The following is a 15,517-nucleotide window of genomic DNA, read 5'->3' as shown; positions in this document are numbered from 1 at the left end:
TCAGCCGAGCTGCGCCCGCAGATACGCCTGCCAGTCCGCGGTCAGCTGCGGCAGGGACACCCCCAGCACGCTCCGCAGCGCCCCCTCGACCGCCCCGGCGCGCTCCCGGTGCGCCCCGACGGCCCGGTAGAACGCGTCCAGCTTCACCTCGCCCCACCGCCCGGCGATCATGCGGCAGACCAGCCAGCCGCCCTCATAGGCCCGGGCCAGCCGGTCCGGGTCGCCGGAGAAACCGAAGTCGGCGTCGGTGGGCAGCGCGGCCGGGACACGCCCCCCGGTGACCGCGCCGCGCAGCTCGGGCGCGACCTGGCGCGGGGTGCGCCCGGAGTCGCGGTAGCCGACCCAGTCGGCGTACCCCTCGGACAGCCACAGCGGGGTGGCCGCGTCGGTGTGGGCGCGGGTGGCCACATGGGTGGTCTCGTGCGTGAGGACGACCTGCCGGCCGAGCGCGCCGAGCAGGGCGTACGCGTCGGGGTTGACCACCACCCGGTCGGCCGGGAACCGCGACCTGCCGTCGGCCCCGCCCCCGGTCTCGCCGGTCGTCACCGCGGCGATGCCCCGGTAGGAGGAGGCGGGCGAGCCGAGCAGCGCCGCCATGCCGTCCAGCGACTTCGGTACGAGGACCACGACGTGCCCGGCCCAGTCGGTGCCCCAGGCCGCCGACACCGACGGGACGGCGTCGTCGGCGAGACCGGCGAAGGCCCGCAGCCGCGCCGCGGTCTGTCCGGTGCCCAGCACCAGGCTGTGCTCACCGCGCACCGCGGTCACCGTGCCCTGGTCCCAGAGCTGCTCCGCCGCCTTCTTCGCGGGCCGCTCGGAGGTCACGCGCCAGCGCCCGCCCGCGTCCCGGGCCAGCCGCAGGGTGCGGGCGACGGTGACCGGGGCGCTGTCGTAGTCGCGGACGCGGTAGCTCAGCTCGGCGCCGGCGGTCAGCGTGTCGCCGTCCCGGCGCACGGACGTCACCCGGTACGCCCAGGCCACGAGCGGTACGGCCCGCAGCCGGGCGTAGTCCGCGCGGGCGCCGGTGGCGGCGTAGGCGTCGGCGTCGTGGCGCAGGACGGCCGCCGCCCGCCGGTCCAGCAGGCGCTGCACCTCGGCGCGGGAGGTGCCGGTGGCGGGCCCGCCGCCGCAGCCGACCAGCAGGGGGCCGGCGAGGAAGAGGCCGACGAGCAGCAGACAGAGACCCGGGACCCCGGATCCGCGCACCCGCCCACGACCAGCCATCCTCCCGATCGTACGGCCGTCTCCGGGAGGGGACCGCGGTCAGGGCCGTGTCACCGAGGACACCGGCATCATCCCGACCGGGTCGTAGCGCACCGGCGCACCCGGGTAGGGCGCGTGGATGACCTGGCCGTTGCCGGCGTACATGCCGACATGGCTGGCGTCGGAGCGGTAGGTGACGATGTCGCCCGGCCGGGCCTCGGAGAGCGGGACGCGGTGCCCGGTGTGCGCCTGGGCCTGCGAGGTGCGCGGCAGGGCCACCCCGGCCTGCGCGTACGACCACTGCATCAGGCCCGAACAGTCGAAGCCGGTGGGCCCGTTGGCGCCCCAGACGTACGGCCTGCCGAGGGCGGAGCGGGCGGCCGCGAGGGCGGCGGCCGCACGGCCCGAGGCGGGGACGGCGCCGGTGAGGCCGGGCAGTCCGGTGCGGCCGGAACGGGAGGCCCGGTCGTAGGCGGCACGCTCGGCGGCCGGCAGGGCGTCGAGGAGCTGCCGGGCGCGGGCGAGCTTGCGCTCGACGGTCCGCTTGTGGCCGGCGACGGCCTTGCGGCTCCTCTCCAGCTCGGCGAGCTGCCCGGCCGCCTCGGTGCGCTCCTGGGCGAGGTCGCGCAGCGCGGCCTGGAGCTCCTTGAGTTCGCCCGCCTGGTGGGCGGAGATCCGGTTCAGGACGGACGCCTTGTCCAGGTAGTCGGCCGGGTCGTCGGAGAACAGCAGCGCGAGGGACGGATCGAGCCCGCCGGAGCGGTACTGGGCGCCGGCCAGCAAGCCGAGCTGCTCGCGCAGCTCGTTGATGTGGCCCTGCTGGCGGGCGATCCGGTCCTGGGCGTGGCGCAGCTGCCGGCGCAGGGCCTCGGCGCGCTCACCGGCCTTGTTGAAGGCCTCGGTGGCCTGCTCCGCCTCCTCGTAGAGGCGGTCCACCTCGGATCGGGTGTCGTCGTGCGGCGTGGCCGAGGCCGGTACGGCGGTCAGGGCGCCGAGGGCGGCGGCCGCGGCGGACAGCACACCGAGGGCGCTGGTGGCGCCCCGGTCGAACCCGGACGGTGCAAGGCGGCGATGGGACCCCACGGGAAGCCGCGCTCCTTCCACTGGCGGACGAAACGCGGCAGACAGTAGCCCCGTGTCAGGGGGGCGGCCAAAGACCTTCGCGGGCACACAACGTGACGCCCCGCCGCTGACGCAGGTCACCGGCGGGGCGCGGGGTCACTTCGGGTTGCCGTAATTCGCCCGTTCGGGCGGTCCGTGTCCTGATCTTGGAGGGACCGGGGCTCCGGACGGCTCAGACGCGGACGCCCCACATGAAGGGGCCGCCGATGGTGTCCATCGACTCGTAGCGGACGACCGTGCCGGTGCGCGGGGCGTGCAGGATCTGGCCGTTGCCCGCGTACAGGCCCACGTGGTGCAGGTCGTTGAAGAAGAACACCAGGTCGCCGACCTTGAGATCGCTGACGGAGTAGATCTTCGTGCCGTAGCTGGACTGCGCCTCGGAGGTGCGCGGGATGGAGACGCCGGCCTGGGCGTAGGCCCAGGAGGTGAGCCCCGAGCAGTCGAACGAGGAGGGGCCGGAGGCGCCGTAGACGTACGGCGAGCCGATCTTGGACTGGGCGGCCGAGAAGGCGGCGGCGGCGCGGCCGGAGGCGGTCCCGGTGTCACCGAGGTCGACGCGGTCGGCGGAGGAGCGGCTGGCGCGCGCGTCGTCGGCGGCCAGCGCGGCCTTCTCCTTGGCGGTGAGGGTGTTGAGCAGCTTCTGCGCCTGGGCGAGCTTGCTCTGGACGGCCTTCTTCTGCTTGGCCAGCTCGGCGCGGGTGGCCGAGAGGTCCTTGAGCTTGTCGGCGGCCTCGGAGCGCTCCTGCGCGAGCTCGCGCTGCTTCTCCTGGATCTTCTTCAGCGCCTCGACCTGCTGGGCGCTGAGCTGGTCGGCGGTGGAGGCCTTGTCCAGGTAGTCGTCCGGGTTGGAGGACAGGAAGAGCTGGAGGGAGGAGTCGATGGTGCCCGTGCGGTACTGGGCGGCGGCCGCCAGGCCTATGGAGTCGCGCAGCTCGTTGAGCTCCTCCTGGCCGCGGGCGACGTTGTCCTGGATGGTGGAGATCTCCTTCTGGAGCTTCTCCTGCTTCTCCTCGGCCCCGTTGAGCTTCTCGGTGGCCTGCTCCGTCTCCTCGTAGAGCTTGTCGACCTTGGTCTTCACCTCGTCCTTGCTGAGCTTCTCGCTGGGGGCCGCGTTGGCGGCCTGGGAGCTCAGCACGACGGCAGCGGCGGCTGCGGTGGTCAGCACGGTCACGCGTGCGCGGCTCGGCTGCTTCGGTCGACGGTGGGACGCCACGGAGACGGGCTCCTTCTTTTGAGTGATCACCCGTGTGGAGGTTCGAGCACCAGACCTTAGTGACCTCGCTGTGATCAGTTCAAATCCCCCGCCACAAAAATCACGTCACGCAACGCAGTTTTTTCCCGCAACTCACATGCTGTGATGCGCGCTTGACCCTACGTTGCGTGACGATCCCGCCAATTCGGGCATTAAACCCGCACCTTCGACTTTCAGGACAGTCGCTTGAGAAGCATCGCGGAAGCCACGGGTCGGGCACCCGCCTTGGCGACCCCGTCGGCGACCTCGCGGTCGGTCGAGGCGACGATGACCGGCCTGCCCGGAGGCTCGGCCCGCACCAGCTGGCGGATGAGTTCGTCGGCGGTGACCCCCGCCTTGGAGAACAGCACCCGCACCCCGCGCGGCGGCGCCAGCAGCACCGGAGCGGCCAGTTCGGCCCCGTCGAAGACACAGGTGACCTCGGCGCCGGTCTGGGCGGCGAGCGCCGAGAGCTGCCCGAGCAGCCGCAGCCGCTGCTTCTCCAACGGCATCTGCGGATAGCCGGTCTTGGTCACGTTGTAGCCGTCGACGACCAGATGCGCCTGGGGCAGGGCCAGCAACTGGTCGAGAATGGCCGGATCGTGTTCCGACAGGGCGCGCGCAGCGATGTCCTTCGGGGTCATTCGTCCTGGTTCGACCGCATCGACCGTTTCCGCGGGGCGGACCGACACCGGCGGCAACGCCAGCTCCCTGCGCAGCCCTTGGGCGGCGTCGAGCACGGTGTCCAGCAGCAGCCGCACCCGCATGTCCTCGACACTGCGCCCCTCGCGGGCCGCCCGCCGGGTGGCCTCCAGGGCCGCCTCGGCCTCCCCGAGGCGCGCCTTGAGCCGCCGGCTCTCGCTCTCGGCGGCGGACACCTGGGCCTGCCCCTCGGCGCGTACGGCCTCGATCTCGCCCTGCACCTTGCGCAGGGCCGCCTCGCCGCGCTTGACGTCGCTGAGGGCCGAACGCAGCTTGCGGTGCAGCGATTCCGCGTCCTTCTTGGCCGCGTCCAGCTCGGCGCGCAGCCGCTCGGTGTCCGCACGGGTCTGCTCACGGGCCTGCGCCAGTTCCTCGCGCAGCCGCTCCAGCTCGGCCCGGCTCTCCTCGTCGGCCCGCTCGGCGTCCGCGCGCTGGGCCTCCTCGCCTGCCGCCGTCACCAGCTTCACCCAGCCGGGGGGCCGCAGCACATAGGCCGCGGCCGCCACATCGAGCGGGTCCGCGGCCGGGGTCGGCGAGCCGGAGTCCAGGGCGCCGGACAGCTCCGGCTGGGCGTCTCTGAACTTCTCGGCGATGCGCTGCCGGAACAGCGGATCCGTCTCCAGGGCGGCCGCCATCGCGTTGCCCGCGAACTTCGCCCGGCGATTCGGGGCGAAGCGGGCGTACTGCCGCAACTGGGCCGGCAGTTCGGCGACGGTCAGGCCGCCGAAGCCGTCGGAGACGATCTGCACGACCCGGCGGCGCACGCCGTCGGGCAGCGGACGGTCGAGCATCTCGGCGGCGCCGTCGCCCGGCCCCCCGCCTGCGCTCTCCACCATCCGTCACACCCCAATACCTGTACGGGGCCGACTCCGCTCAGGAGCCGGCGCCCGGCCGATCCACGAGTTCCACCTGGTCCACGGCGTTGCACCAGCGGCACCGCACCGACTCGATGGTCTCACTGACCACCTCGCGCTCCTCCACCGTCGGCTCCCCGGCGAGGTCGAGGTGCACGTACTCGACGACCTTCGACGAGCGCGTCACGTCGAACCTGGTCAGGTTGCCGCAGAGGGTGCAGCGCCACCGCGTGGTCGCGGTCGGCAGGGGAACCGTCATCGTGACTGTCCTTCTAGTGTCGGTCTTCCGGCGGGGTCGCGCCGGAGGCTCCCCGCTGTGCATGGCTCGTAACCCTACGGCCTGGCGGGTACTCGCCGCCCGTCCGTCCACGGGGCCTGCCCCGGCGGCGAGGCGCACAGGATGCTTCTGTCCCGGTACGTCATGCTTTACAGCCATGATCGGCAACTGGAGCGGGTCCCTCCGCAAGGCGCTGCGCGCCCCCTCCGCGCCGGTGACGTACGGGCTGATCGCCGTGTGCTGTCTGGTCTTCATGATCGGCCCGGCCTCGGGGCTCGATCCGGCGTACGGCACCGGGGAGGGGCTCATGGCCGCCCAGCGGGCCTATTTCCGCCGCTGGGGCGTGGTCCCGGCGGAACTCTTCGCGGGCTCCGCGCGCGCCGTCCTGACCCCCGCCACGGCCCTCTTCGTCCACGGCAGCTGGGTCCACCTGCTGGGCAACATGCTCTTCCTGTACGTCTTCGGGGCGATGACCGAGCAGCGGATGGGCCGCGTCGCGTTCACCCTCCTCTACCTGTCCTGCGGCTGTCTCGCCCTGCTCGGGTACGCGGCCGCGCACGCCGGGTCCCCGCAGTCGCTGGTGGGCGCCTCCGGGGCGATCTCTGCGGTCCTGGGCGCCTTCCTGTACCTGTTCCCGCGGGCCCGGGTGACCAGCCTGCTGCCGTTCCTGTTCTTCCTGCCGCTGCGGTTCCCGGCGTGGGTGGTGCTGCCGTTCTGGGCGGCGCTCCAGTGGGTCGCGGTGGGGCAGGCGGCCCAGGGGCCCGGCGTGGCCTATCTGGCGCACCTGGTGGGCTTCGGCCTGGGCTTCGCCTACGCGTGGGCGCGTTTCGGCCGGGGCACTAGAGTGAGGGCCGCCCCAGCTCCGGCCCCCGAGGGAGAGAACCAGCCGTGATCACCGCGATCGTCCTCATCAAGACCAGCGTGGACCGGATCCCCGAGATCGCCGAGCGGATCGCGGCGCTGGACTCCGTGAGCGAGGTGTTCTCCGTGACCGGGACGTACGACCTGATCGCCATGGTCCGGGTGCAGCAGCACGAGGACCTCGCGGAGGTCATCCCGGGCAGCATCAGCAAGATCCCCGGCGTCGAGGCCACGGACACCCACGTGGCGTTCCGCACGTACTCCCAGCACGACCTGGAGGCGGCGTTCGCGATCGGCCTGGACTCCTGACCGGCTGAACCCCGCCCCCGGCGCCACGACGCCTCACACCGCCGGGACGCAGCGGCCGTCCTCCGTGCGGTACGTCCACTTCGGGCCCTCGCTCACCAGCTCGCGGACCGCCGCGACGAAGCGGTCCACGTGCTCGTCGGGGGTGCCGGCGCCGAAGCTCACCCGGATGGCGTTGAGGGACTTCTCGCCCGGGGCCGCCTCGGGGGCACCGCACTCGCCCTGGGCCTGGGGCTCGCTGCCCAGCAGGGTGCGGACCAGGGGGTGGGCGCAGAAGAGGCCGTCGCGGACGCCGATGCCGTACTCCGCGGAGAGCGCCGCGGCGAAGTGGGAGCTGTTCCAGCCCTCCACGACGAAGGAGATCACGCCGACCCGCGGGGCGTCGTCGCCGAACAGGGACAGGATCCTGACCTGCGGGACCTCGGCGAGGCCCGCCCGCACCCGGGCGATCAGGTGCTGCTCACGGGCGACGAGGGTGTCGAAGCCGGCCTCCGTGAGGGCCCTGCAGGCCGAGGCGATGGAGTAGGCGCCGATGACGTTCGGGGAGCCGGCCTCGTGGCGGGCCGCGGTCTCGTGCCACTCCACGTCCACTCCCCCGTCCTCGCGCCGGGTGACCTTGCGGCTGGCGCCGCCGCCCGCGAGGTAGGGGTCGGCCGCCCGGAGCCAGTCGGCGCGTCCGGCCAGCACGCCGGAGCCGAACGGGGCGTACAGCTTGTGCCCGGAGAACGCCACGTAGTCGACGTCCAGGTCACGGACGGACACCGGGTGGTGCGGGGCGAGCTGGGCCGCGTCCAGGACGATCCGGGCACCGTGCGCGTGGGCGGCGGCCGCGAGCTCGCGCACGGGCCACAGCTCGCCGGTGACGTTGGAGGCGCCGGTGACGCAGACCAGGGCCGGGCCGTGCGGGTCACGGGCGGCGAGGGCCCGCTCCAGGGTCTCGACGGCCTGCTGCGGGGTGCGCGGGGCGTCGAGGTAGGTGACCCGGGCGTCCTTCCAGGGCAGCAGGGACGCGTGGTGCTCGGTCTCGAAGACGAACACCTGGCAGCCGGCCGGCAGGGCGGCGGCCAGCAGGTTCAGCGAGTCGGTGGTGGAGCGGGTGAAGACCAGCTGGTCGTCCTCCCGGCAGTCCAGGAACGCGGTGACCGTGCGGCGGGCGTTCTCGAACAGGTCCGTGGAGAGCTGGGAGAGGTAGCCGGCACCGCGGTGGACGCTGCCGTAGTACGGGGCGTAGGCCGCCACGTCGTCCCAGACGCGCTGGAGGGCGGGGGCGCTGGCGGCGTAGTCGAGCGCGGCGTAGGTGACCTCGCCGCCGGTGACGAGCGGGACGGTGACATCCCTGCCGAGAACGGGCAGCTCCTGCGAAAGGTCACAAACGGGGCGGACGGTGGCAGCGCTGGAGACGGACATGGCGAACTCCTGTGAAGGGCAAGCGGAATCACCGTGCGAGCCGCTACGGCTCGAGCACGGAGAAAGGTGAAAGGGGGTGTGCGGAGGCGGGGCTCGGCGCCCTAGCGCATTCGCTTGCTCACAGAAGGCTCCCTCGACGACCAGGACCCCTGGTGTTTCGCGAGGGGTCCGCGCTTGCCGTAGACCTCGCTGCCTACGGCCTGGTCCTCACCCGGGGCACCCCGCCACGGACGGAGGGTTGCCGGACAGTCGGCCGGGGCCTCATGACTGTCACTCATGACCTGGTACAGGAACGTACGGGAAGTGATCGCGGTCCCGCAACTCGTGTCCGAATGACGGGACCGCACGACCCGCGGTGCGAAAGCGCCCCAGAAGGCGCGGGGACGCGGCTTACGCGTGGGTGGCGGCGACCCAGCGGTCCAGGGCCCGCTTCGCGGCGCCCGAGTCGATGGACTCGGCCGCGCGGTCCATGCCGGCGCGGATCTGCTCCGCGAGGGTGCCCGTGCCCGGCTCCACGGCGACCAGGGCGGCCGCCGAGTTCAGCAGCACGGCGTCCCGCACGGGGCCCTGCTCGCCCTCCAGCAGGCGGCGGGCGACCTCCGCGTTGTACGACGGGTCGCCGCCCCGCAGGGCCTCCACCGGTACCAGCTCGAGGCCGACGTCCCGCGGGTCGAAGACCTCCTCGGTGACCTTGCCGTCGCGTACCACCCACACCCGTGAGGTGGCGGTGGTGGTCAGCTCGTCGAGGCCGTCGTCGCCCCGGAACACCAGCGAGGAGTGGCCGCGCTCGGCGAAGACGCCCGCGACGACCGGGGCCATCCGCGGGTCCGCGACGCCGACCGCCTGGGCCCGCACCCGGGCCGGGTTGGTCAGCGGGCCGAGGATGTTGAAGACCGTGCGGATGCCCAACTGCCCGCGCGCGGCACCCGCGTGACGCAGCGCCGGATGGAACTTGATCGCGAAGCAGAAGGTGATCCCGGCCTCCCGGGCCACCTCGGCCACCCGCGCCGGGGTCAGCTCCAGATTGACGCCCAGCTTCTCCAGCACGTCCGAGGCGCCGGAGGCGGAGGACGCGGCCCGGTTGCCGTGCTTGACGACGGTGACGCCGCTGCCGGCGACCACGATCGCCGACATGGTGGAGATGTTGACGGTCTTGGCGCCGTCGCCGCCGGTACCGACGATGTCGACGGTCCGGCCCGGCACCTCGATCGTGTTGGCGTGCTCGTACATCGTCCGCACGAGCCCGTTGATCTCCTCGACGGTCTCGCCCTTGGCCCGCAGCGCCACCACGAACCCGGCGATCTGCGCGTCCGTCGCCTCCCCCCGCATGATCCGGTCCATCGCCCAGGCGGTGGCGTCGGCGCTCTGGTCACGGCCGTAGAGCAGGGCGTTCAGCACGTCGGGCCAGGAACGGCCCGCCGCGGTGTCGCCTCCAGCGGGGGTCACAGCGCTCATAGCCGCTCCTGGGTGTCGTAGAACCACGTGGGGCCACCTTATCCAGGTCAGGACACGGTGAAGGGCCCCGTCCGAACACCGGACGCTGTTGGTAAATGCGGGGGCCTGAGTGACGACGGCCTGCATGACCCCGTTGGGGTTGTGCAGGCCGTCGTCGTGTTTCTGGGGTGGGTTCGTGTCGTTGCGTGGGGTGGATCTGGCGGAGATTCCTGAGGAGACGGCGCGGGTGGCTCGCGCGGTGTTCCCGAAGGGGTGTCTGGCGATGCGGGTGCGGGATGCGCTCGGGCCGGTCTTCGCCGATGCCGACTTCGAGGAGCTGTTCCCGGTGCGGGGGCGACCGGTGGTGTCGCCGGCCAGGCTGGCGCTGGTGTCGGTGTTGCAGTTCGCGGAGGGGCTGACCGACCGGCAGGCCGCGCACGCGGTGCGCTCGAGGCTGGACTGGAAGTACGCCCTGTCGCTGGAGCTGACCGACACGGGCTTCGACTTCTCGGTGCTCAGTGAGTTCCGTGCGCGGCTCATCGAGGGCGACGCGGGCGGGGCCGTGTTCGATGCGGTGCTGCGGGCGGCCGGTGAGGCCGGCCTGGTCAAGGCGGGCAAGCGCCAGCGCACGGACGCCACCCACGTACTGGCCGCGACGAGGGATCTGAACCGGCTGGAGTTCGTGGTCGAGACACTGCGGGCGGCACTGAACCAGGTCGCCGAGGTGGCCGGGGAGTGGCTGGTGACGATGGCGGCGCCGCAGTGGTTCGACCGCTACTCCGCCCGGCCGGAGGACACCCGTTTCCCCTCTCGGTGGGCTGCCCGTGTCGAGCACGGCGACCAGTGCGGAGCCGACGGGATGGTGCTGCTGCGCGCCATCCGGTCGCCCCAGGCTCCGCCCGCCCTGCGTGACCTGCCCGCGGTGGAGTTCCTGCGTCAGACATGGGTGCAGCAGTTCCACCAGGTCGACGGCGTCGTGCGCTGGCGCGAGCCGAAGAACACACCGCCTGGCCTGATCCGCTTACGCACCCCGCACGAGCCCGAGGCCAGGACCGGCGCGAAGCGGGATCTGGGCTGGTCCGGCTACAAGGTCCATCTCAGCGAGACCTGCGAGCCCGACGCCCCGCACCTGATCACCCACATCCACACCACCACGGCGCCGGTGAGGGACGACGCCGCCCTGGAGGACATCCACACCGCTCTGGCCGGCCGCGGGCTGGTGCCGGACGAACACCTGGTGGACGCCGGATACGTCGATGCCGAGCAGATCCACCACGCCCGTCGCGATCACGGCATCAACCTCGTCGGACCGGTCGGGAAGAACACCATCCGGCAACAGACGGCAGGCGGCTTCTTCGACAGCACCCGTTTCACCGTCGACTGGGACCAGCGCCAGGCCGTCTGCCCCGGCGGCCACACCAGCGTCCAGTGGCGAGACGCCCGGAGCCAGTACGGCACCCCGGTCACCCGCGTCCGCTTCGCCGAACGCCACTGCGGACCCTGCGAACTGCGGACCTCCTGCACCACCGCCGAAACCGGCCGCAACCTGACCCTGCGGCCGAAGGCCGAACACGAGATCCTCCGGCAGGCCCGCAGCGAGCAGGACACCGACCACTGGCGCCGTCGCTACGGACACCGCGCCGGCGTCGAGGGCACGATCTCCCAAGGCGTCCAGGCGTTCGGCCTGCGCAGATCCCGCTACCGCGGGCTTGCCAAGACCCGGCTGCAACACCACTTCACCGGCGCTGCGATCAACCTGGCACGACTCGACGCCTGGCTCACCGGCCGGCCCCTTGCCCGCACACGAGTCTCACCCTTCGCAGCACTCCGCCCCGCTGGATGAGATCCAGCGGGGCGGATTTACCAACAGCGTCCGAACACCGGACGGGGCCCTTCACACTCGGCGTGGCGACGCCGGACGATCAGTGGTGGCCGTGGCCGCTCGTGATCTCCTTGTACTCCTCGACGGTCGGCTTCGGGATCTGCTGGTCCTCGCCGAAGTACGCGCCGCTGATCTTGGCGCGCAGCTTCTCGGACCGCGTGATCTTGCGCTCGACGCCGTTCTCGTCGACCGCCGGGCCGACCGCGGCCGGCTCGTACTGCTCGTGCGCCGTGAGGGTGAAGAGCTGCTCCTGGCTGAGCGGCTCGTGGACCTCGATGAACTCACCGTGCGGCAGGCGCTTGATGGTGCCGGTCTCGCGACCGTGCAGCACCTTGTCCTTGTCGCGGCGCTGGAGGCCGAGGCAGATGCGCTTGGTGAGGATGTACGCGATGACCGGTCCGGCGAAGAAGAAGATCCGGACGAACCAGGTGATCGAGTTGATCGACAGGTGGAAGTGGGTGGCCCACAGGTCGTTGCCACCGCCGACCAGCGTGATCATGTACATCGTGACCCAGGCGACGCCCAGCGCGGTGCGCGTGGGGGCGTTGCGCGGACGGTCCAGGATGTGGTGCTCGCGCTTGTCGCCGGTGATCCACGACTCGATGAACGGGTACAGCGCCAGCGCCGCGAGGACGACACCGAACAGGACCAGCGGGATGAAGACGCCCAGGACCAGCGTGTGGCCCCAGATGTTGACCTCCCAGCCCGGCATGAAGCGGATCAGACCCTCGGCGAAGCCCATGTACCAGTCGGGCTGGGCGCCGGTGGACACCTGGTCCGGACGGTAGGGGCCGAAGACCCACACCGGGTTGATCTGCGCGAGCGCCGCGATGGCCGCGATCGTGCCGAAGACCAGGAAGAAGAAGCCGCCCGCCTTCGCCATGTACACGGGCAGCAGGGGCATGCCGACGACGTTCTTGTTGCTCTTGCCGGGGCCCGCGAACTGCGTGTGCTTGTGGTAGAAGACCAGGATCAGGTGCGCCACCATCAGGCCGAGCATGATGCCCGGCAGCAGCAGGATGTGGATCGAGTAGAACCGCGCCACGAAGTCGTGGCCGGGGAACTCGCCGCCGAAGAGGAACATCGAGATGTACGTGCCGACGATCGGCATCGACAGGATGGCGCCCTCGGTGAAGCGGACACCGGTGCCGGAGAGCAGGTCGTCCGGGAGCGAGTAACCGGTGAAGCCGGTGAACATGCCCAGGACGAACAGCAGGAAGCCGAACAGCCAGTTGATCTCACGCGGCTTGCGGAACGCGCCGGTGAAGAACACGCGCATCATGTGCACGAACATGCCGGCGAGGAAGATCAGCGCCGCCCAGTGGTGGATCTGCCGGATGAGCAGACCACCGCGCACGTCGAAGGAGATGTGCATGGTCGAGTTGAACGCCTCGGACATCAGCTGTCCCTGCAGCGGGACGTAGCTGCCGTGGTACTCCACCTCGTTCATCGACGGGTGGAAGAACAGCGTCAGGTACACACCCGTGAGGATGATGATGATGAAGCTGTACATGCACACTTCGCCGAGCATGAACGACCAGTGGTCGGGGAAGATCTTGCGCATGTTGGCCTTGGCCAGGGAGTAGATCCCCAGCCGGCCGTCGGCCCAGTCGGCGATCCGCTCGCCGGCCGGTGCCTTCCCGCGGTCGCGGGACTGTGCGTTCTCGTTGGTGCTCATCCGCGCTCCCAGAAGGCAGGACCGACGGGCTCTTCGAAGTCGCCGAGCGCCTCGAGGTAGCCCTCGTCGTTCACGCCGATGCGCAGCTGCGGCAGGGCGTGACCGGCCGGGCCGAAGATGACCTTGGCGCCGTCGGAGAGGTCGAAGGTGGACTGGTGGCAGGGGCACAGCACGTGGTGCGTCTGCTGCTCGTACAGCGAGATCGGGCAGCCGACGTGGGTGCAGATCTTCGAGTAGGCCACGATGCCCTGGTGGGACCACTCGAGTTCCTGCTTGTCCTTGATGTCCTCCGGCTGGAGCCGGACGATCATCAGGGCCGCCTTGGCGATCTCGTTCTGGAAGTCCTCGTCGTGCTCCTCCAGGCCGCCGGGCTTGGCGAAGGTGAGCGAACCGACGGCCACGTCCGAGGGACGCAGCGGCTCGTTCGTGTTCATGTTGACGAGGAGCTTGCCCTTGGCCCACAGCGTGTGGCGCAGCTTGTCCTCGGGCAGCGGACCGAGGTCGCGCAGCAGCATGACACCCGAGAGCGGTACCAGGGCGAGCGCGCCGAACATCGTGTTGCGGATCAGCTTGCGACGGCCGATCACCGACTCCTTGGCACCCTGCCGGAAGTCCGCGTGGACCTTGGCACGGACCTCGGGCTCGGCGGCGATCGGGTGACGGTCGTCGGCGACCTCGACGTCGGACATCAGCGTGCGGGCCCAGTGGACCGCGCCGGCGCCGATGGTGAACAGCGCCGTGCCGAGGGTCAGACCCAGCGCGAAGTTCAGCGCGCTGATGTGCCCGATCGGGAAGACGAAGATCGACTTGTCGATCGGGATCGCCACGTACGAGACGATGAAGCCGACGGTGGCGAGCATCGACACCGTGAACAGCAGGGCGACCGCGCGCTCGGACCGCTTGGCGGCCCGCTCGTCGATGTCCTGGATGCGGTGCTCGTGGGGCGGCAGTCCGGGGTCGGCGAACGGGTTCTTCTCGTCCGCGACGGCTACCCCGCCGTGGCCGTGGCTGTCCTGCTCAGCGGGCAGGTTCTCTTCTGGAATGTCTTGGCTACTCATGACTTCTTGGCCTTTGCGGTCCGAGCGGCGACCCAGACGGCGACCGCGATCAACGCACCGAGACCGAAGATCCACGCGAAGAGACCCTCGCTGACCGGGCCGAGGCCGCCCAGGTCGAGACCGCCCGGGTTCACCGTCTCGTCGCCGTCGATCGCGTTCAGGTACGCGATGATGTCCTTCTTGTTCTGCTCGGTGAGCGTGGTGTCCGGGAAGGACGGCATGTTCTGCGGACCGGTCTGCATGGCCTCGTAGATGTGCTTCGGGGACACGCCGTCGAGCGGCGGTGCGAACTTGCCGTGGGTCAGGGCACCGCCCTTGCCGCCGGTCGTGTGGCACTGCGCGCAGTTGGTGCGGAACAGCTCGCCGCCCTTGGCGATGTCGGCGTCCTCCGTGCCGTACTCGGCGTCGGTCGGGACGTTCGGACCGGCGCCGAGCGAGGCGATGTAGGCGGCCAGCTGGTCGATCTGGGCCTGGGTGTAGATGACCTTCTTCCGCGGCACCTGGGCGCCCTGGGAGGTCGCGGCGGGCATACGCCCGGTGCCGACCTGGAAGTCGACGGCGGCGGCGCCGACGCCGACCAGGCTCGGGCCGTCGGAGCTGCCCTGACCCTTGGTGCCGTGGCAGCTGGCGCAGCCTACGGCGAAGAGCTTCTTGCCTTCGTCGATGGCCAGGGACTGGGCGGTTTCATCTGCCTGCGCCTTGCTCGCGGGCGCGAACGCGGCGTACAGCCCCCCCGTGCACGCCAGCGCGAGGAGTAGGACGACGAGCGCCGCCAGCGGATGGCGTCGTCGTGCGGAGAGCTTTTTCACGGATTACCCCGGTGTCAGGATCTTCTGCGTCGATGCTTGCGTTGGCGGGAACGGACCCGTGCTACTTGATCATGTAGATCGTGGCGAAGAGGCCGATCCAGACGACATCGACGAAGTGCCAGTAGTAGGACACGACGATCGCGGCGGTCGCCTGCTCGTGGGTGAACCTCTTGGCCGCGTAGGTACGTCCCAGGACCAGCAGGAAGGCGATGAGGCCGCCCGTCACGTGCAGTCCGTGGAAGCCGGTGGTCAGGTAGAAGACCGAGCCGTACGGGCCGGAGGAGAGCGAGAGCCCGTCCCTCTTCACCAGCTCGGTGTACTCGTAGATCTGACCGCCGACGAAGATCGCACCCATGATGAACGTAACGATGAACCAGCCCCGGAGCTTCTTCACGTCACCGCGCTCGGCGGCGAAGACGCCGAGCTGGCAGGTGAGGGAGGAGAGCACCAGGATCGTGGTGTTCGTCGCCGAGAACGGGAAGTTCAGGAACTCGGCCTGACTCTTCCAGTACTCGGTCCCCGTCACCGATCGCAGGGTGAAGTACATCGCGAAGAGGGCCGCGAAGAACATCAGCTCGGAACTCAGCCAGATGATGGTTCCGACGCTGGTGAGGTTCGGCCGATTGACCGACGGGTGCGCGTGCCCGGTTTCTACTGTCGTTGCTGTCGCCACGACCGACATTATGTCGGTCG

Annotated in this window: 14 protein-coding genes and 1 riboswitch; of the genes, 3 read left to right on the top strand and 11 right to left on the bottom strand. The window is 70.8% G+C overall.

Going from position 1 to position 15,517, the window contains the following annotated elements:
- The 5 genes from U5640_RS32935 to U5640_RS32915 all read right to left on the bottom strand — a co-directional run bounded on the left by U5640_RS32935 (position 1) and on the right by U5640_RS32915 (position 5,371).
- Positions 1-1,224: a hypothetical protein gene (locus U5640_RS32935; protein ID WP_340380649.1), complete on the bottom strand. Its 1,224-nt coding sequence runs from the start codon at positions 1,222-1,224 to the stop codon at positions 1-3.
- A gap of 39 nt (positions 1,225-1,263) precedes the next feature.
- Positions 1,264-2,286: an NlpC/P60 family protein gene (locus tag U5640_RS32930; protein WP_340380647.1), complete on the bottom strand. Its 1,023-nt coding sequence runs from the start codon at positions 2,284-2,286 to the stop codon at positions 1,264-1,266.
- Between the two features lie 211 nt (positions 2,287-2,497).
- Positions 2,498-3,538 carry an NlpC/P60 family protein gene (locus U5640_RS32925; RefSeq protein ID WP_340380645.1) on the bottom strand — a complete coding sequence of 347 codons (1,041 nt, stop codon included), beginning with the start codon at positions 3,536-3,538 and terminating at the stop codon, positions 2,498-2,500.
- Positions 3,539-3,750: 212 nt separating this feature from the next.
- The gene (locus U5640_RS32920) at positions 3,751-5,094 is read right to left on the bottom strand and encodes an NYN domain-containing protein (protein WP_340380643.1); all 1,344 of its coding nucleotides are present in this window, start codon (positions 5,092-5,094) and stop codon (positions 3,751-3,753) included.
- Between the two features lie 37 nt (positions 5,095-5,131).
- Positions 5,132-5,371: a hypothetical protein gene (locus U5640_RS32915; protein ID WP_014672226.1), complete on the bottom strand. Its 240-nt coding sequence runs from the start codon at positions 5,369-5,371 to the stop codon at positions 5,132-5,134.
- Positions 5,372-5,546: 175 nt separating this feature from the next.
- Between U5640_RS32915 and U5640_RS32910 the strand changes: the two genes are divergently transcribed.
- Complete coding sequence (locus U5640_RS32910; RefSeq protein WP_340380602.1) at positions 5,547-6,281, top strand: rhomboid family intramembrane serine protease; 735 nt, start codon at positions 5,547-5,549, stop codon at positions 6,279-6,281.
- Positions 6,278-6,559 (top strand): Lrp/AsnC ligand binding domain-containing protein, encoded by a 282-nt coding sequence (locus U5640_RS32905; protein ID WP_067245114.1) that lies wholly within the window; start codon positions 6,278-6,280, stop codon positions 6,557-6,559. The genes U5640_RS32910 and U5640_RS32905 overlap by 4 nt, the downstream gene beginning before the upstream one ends.
- A gap of 33 nt (positions 6,560-6,592) precedes the next feature.
- Here the strand turns inward: U5640_RS32905 and U5640_RS32900 are convergent, their stop codons facing one another.
- Together U5640_RS32900 and trpD are read right to left on the bottom strand one after the other, a co-directional pair.
- A complete protein-coding gene (locus U5640_RS32900; protein ID WP_340380599.1) occupies positions 6,593-7,963 on the bottom strand; it encodes an aminotransferase class V-fold PLP-dependent enzyme in 1,371 nt (456 codons plus the stop codon).
- Between the two features lie 165 nt (positions 7,964-8,128).
- Positions 8,129-8,245: riboswitch (SAM riboswitch) on the bottom strand.
- A gap of 108 nt (positions 8,246-8,353) precedes the next feature.
- Entirely contained in the window at positions 8,354-9,418 is a 1,065-nt protein-coding gene (trpD, locus tag U5640_RS32895) for an anthranilate phosphoribosyltransferase (protein ID WP_340380597.1), read from the bottom strand.
- A 175-nt stretch (positions 9,419-9,593) separates the two neighbouring features.
- Between trpD and U5640_RS32890 the strand changes: the two genes are divergently transcribed.
- Positions 9,594-11,240, top strand: a complete 1,647-nt coding sequence (locus U5640_RS32890) for an IS1182 family transposase (protein WP_340374757.1) — start codon at positions 9,594-9,596, stop codon at positions 11,238-11,240.
- 79 nt (positions 11,241-11,319) lie between these two features.
- On the opposite strand, the gene U5640_RS32885 is transcribed toward U5640_RS32890, so the two are convergent.
- The 4 genes from U5640_RS32885 to U5640_RS32870 all read right to left on the bottom strand — a co-directional run bounded on the left by U5640_RS32885 (position 11,320) and on the right by U5640_RS32870 (position 15,506).
- A complete protein-coding gene (locus tag U5640_RS32885; RefSeq protein ID WP_340380595.1) occupies positions 11,320-12,957 on the bottom strand; it encodes a cytochrome bc complex cytochrome b subunit in 1,638 nt (545 codons plus the stop codon).
- A complete protein-coding gene (locus U5640_RS32880) occupies positions 12,954-14,015 on the bottom strand; it encodes a Rieske 2Fe-2S domain-containing protein (RefSeq protein WP_340380593.1) in 1,062 nt (353 codons plus the stop codon). Before U5640_RS32880 ends, U5640_RS32885 begins: the two co-directional genes overlap by 4 nt.
- Positions 14,012-14,824 carry a c-type cytochrome gene (locus U5640_RS32875; protein ID WP_340380591.1) on the bottom strand — a complete coding sequence of 271 codons (813 nt, stop codon included), beginning with the start codon at positions 14,822-14,824 and terminating at the stop codon, positions 14,012-14,014. Before U5640_RS32875 ends, U5640_RS32880 begins: the two co-directional genes overlap by 4 nt.
- 61 nt (positions 14,825-14,885) lie before the next feature.
- Positions 14,886-15,506 carry a heme-copper oxidase subunit III gene (locus tag U5640_RS32870; RefSeq protein ID WP_067245103.1) on the bottom strand — a complete coding sequence of 207 codons (621 nt, stop codon included), beginning with the start codon at positions 15,504-15,506 and terminating at the stop codon, positions 14,886-14,888.
- Between the last annotated feature and the right edge of the window lie 11 nt (positions 15,507-15,517).

The sequence above is a fragment of the Streptomyces sp. SS7 genome (genome assembly GCF_037993025.1).
GTDB lineage: Bacteria > Actinomycetota > Actinomycetes > Streptomycetales > Streptomycetaceae > Streptomyces.
This window is presented reverse-complemented; position numbering and strand designations above follow the sequence as displayed.

Bases quoted from the DNA above. Each gene is read 5' to 3' on its own strand.
- U5640_RS32935 (WP_340380649.1), bottom strand. From the start codon at position 1,224: ATGGCTGGTCGTGGGCGGGTGCGCGGATCCGGGGTCCCGGGTCTCTGT.
- U5640_RS32900 (WP_340380599.1), bottom strand. From the start codon at position 7,963: ATGTCCGTCTCCAGCGCTGCCACCGTCCGCCCCGTTTGTGACCTTTCG.
- U5640_RS32915 (WP_014672226.1), bottom strand. From the start codon at position 5,371: ATGACGGTTCCCCTGCCGACCGCGACCACGCGGTGGCGCTGCACCCTC.
- U5640_RS32870 (WP_067245103.1), bottom strand. From the start codon at position 15,506: ATGTCGGTCGTGGCGACAGCAACGACAGTAGAAACCGGGCACGCGCAC.
- U5640_RS32920 (WP_340380643.1), bottom strand. From the start codon at position 5,094: ATGGTGGAGAGCGCAGGCGGGGGGCCGGGCGACGGCGCCGCCGAGATG.
- trpD (WP_340380597.1), bottom strand. From the start codon at position 9,418: ATGAGCGCTGTGACCCCCGCTGGAGGCGACACCGCGGCGGGCCGTTCC.
- U5640_RS32885 (WP_340380595.1), bottom strand. From the start codon at position 12,957: ATGAGCACCAACGAGAACGCACAGTCCCGCGACCGCGGGAAGGCACCG.
- U5640_RS32880 (WP_340380593.1), bottom strand. From the start codon at position 14,015: ATGAGTAGCCAAGACATTCCAGAAGAGAACCTGCCCGCTGAGCAGGAC.
- U5640_RS32910 (WP_340380602.1), top strand. From the start codon at position 5,547: ATGATCGGCAACTGGAGCGGGTCCCTCCGCAAGGCGCTGCGCGCCCCC.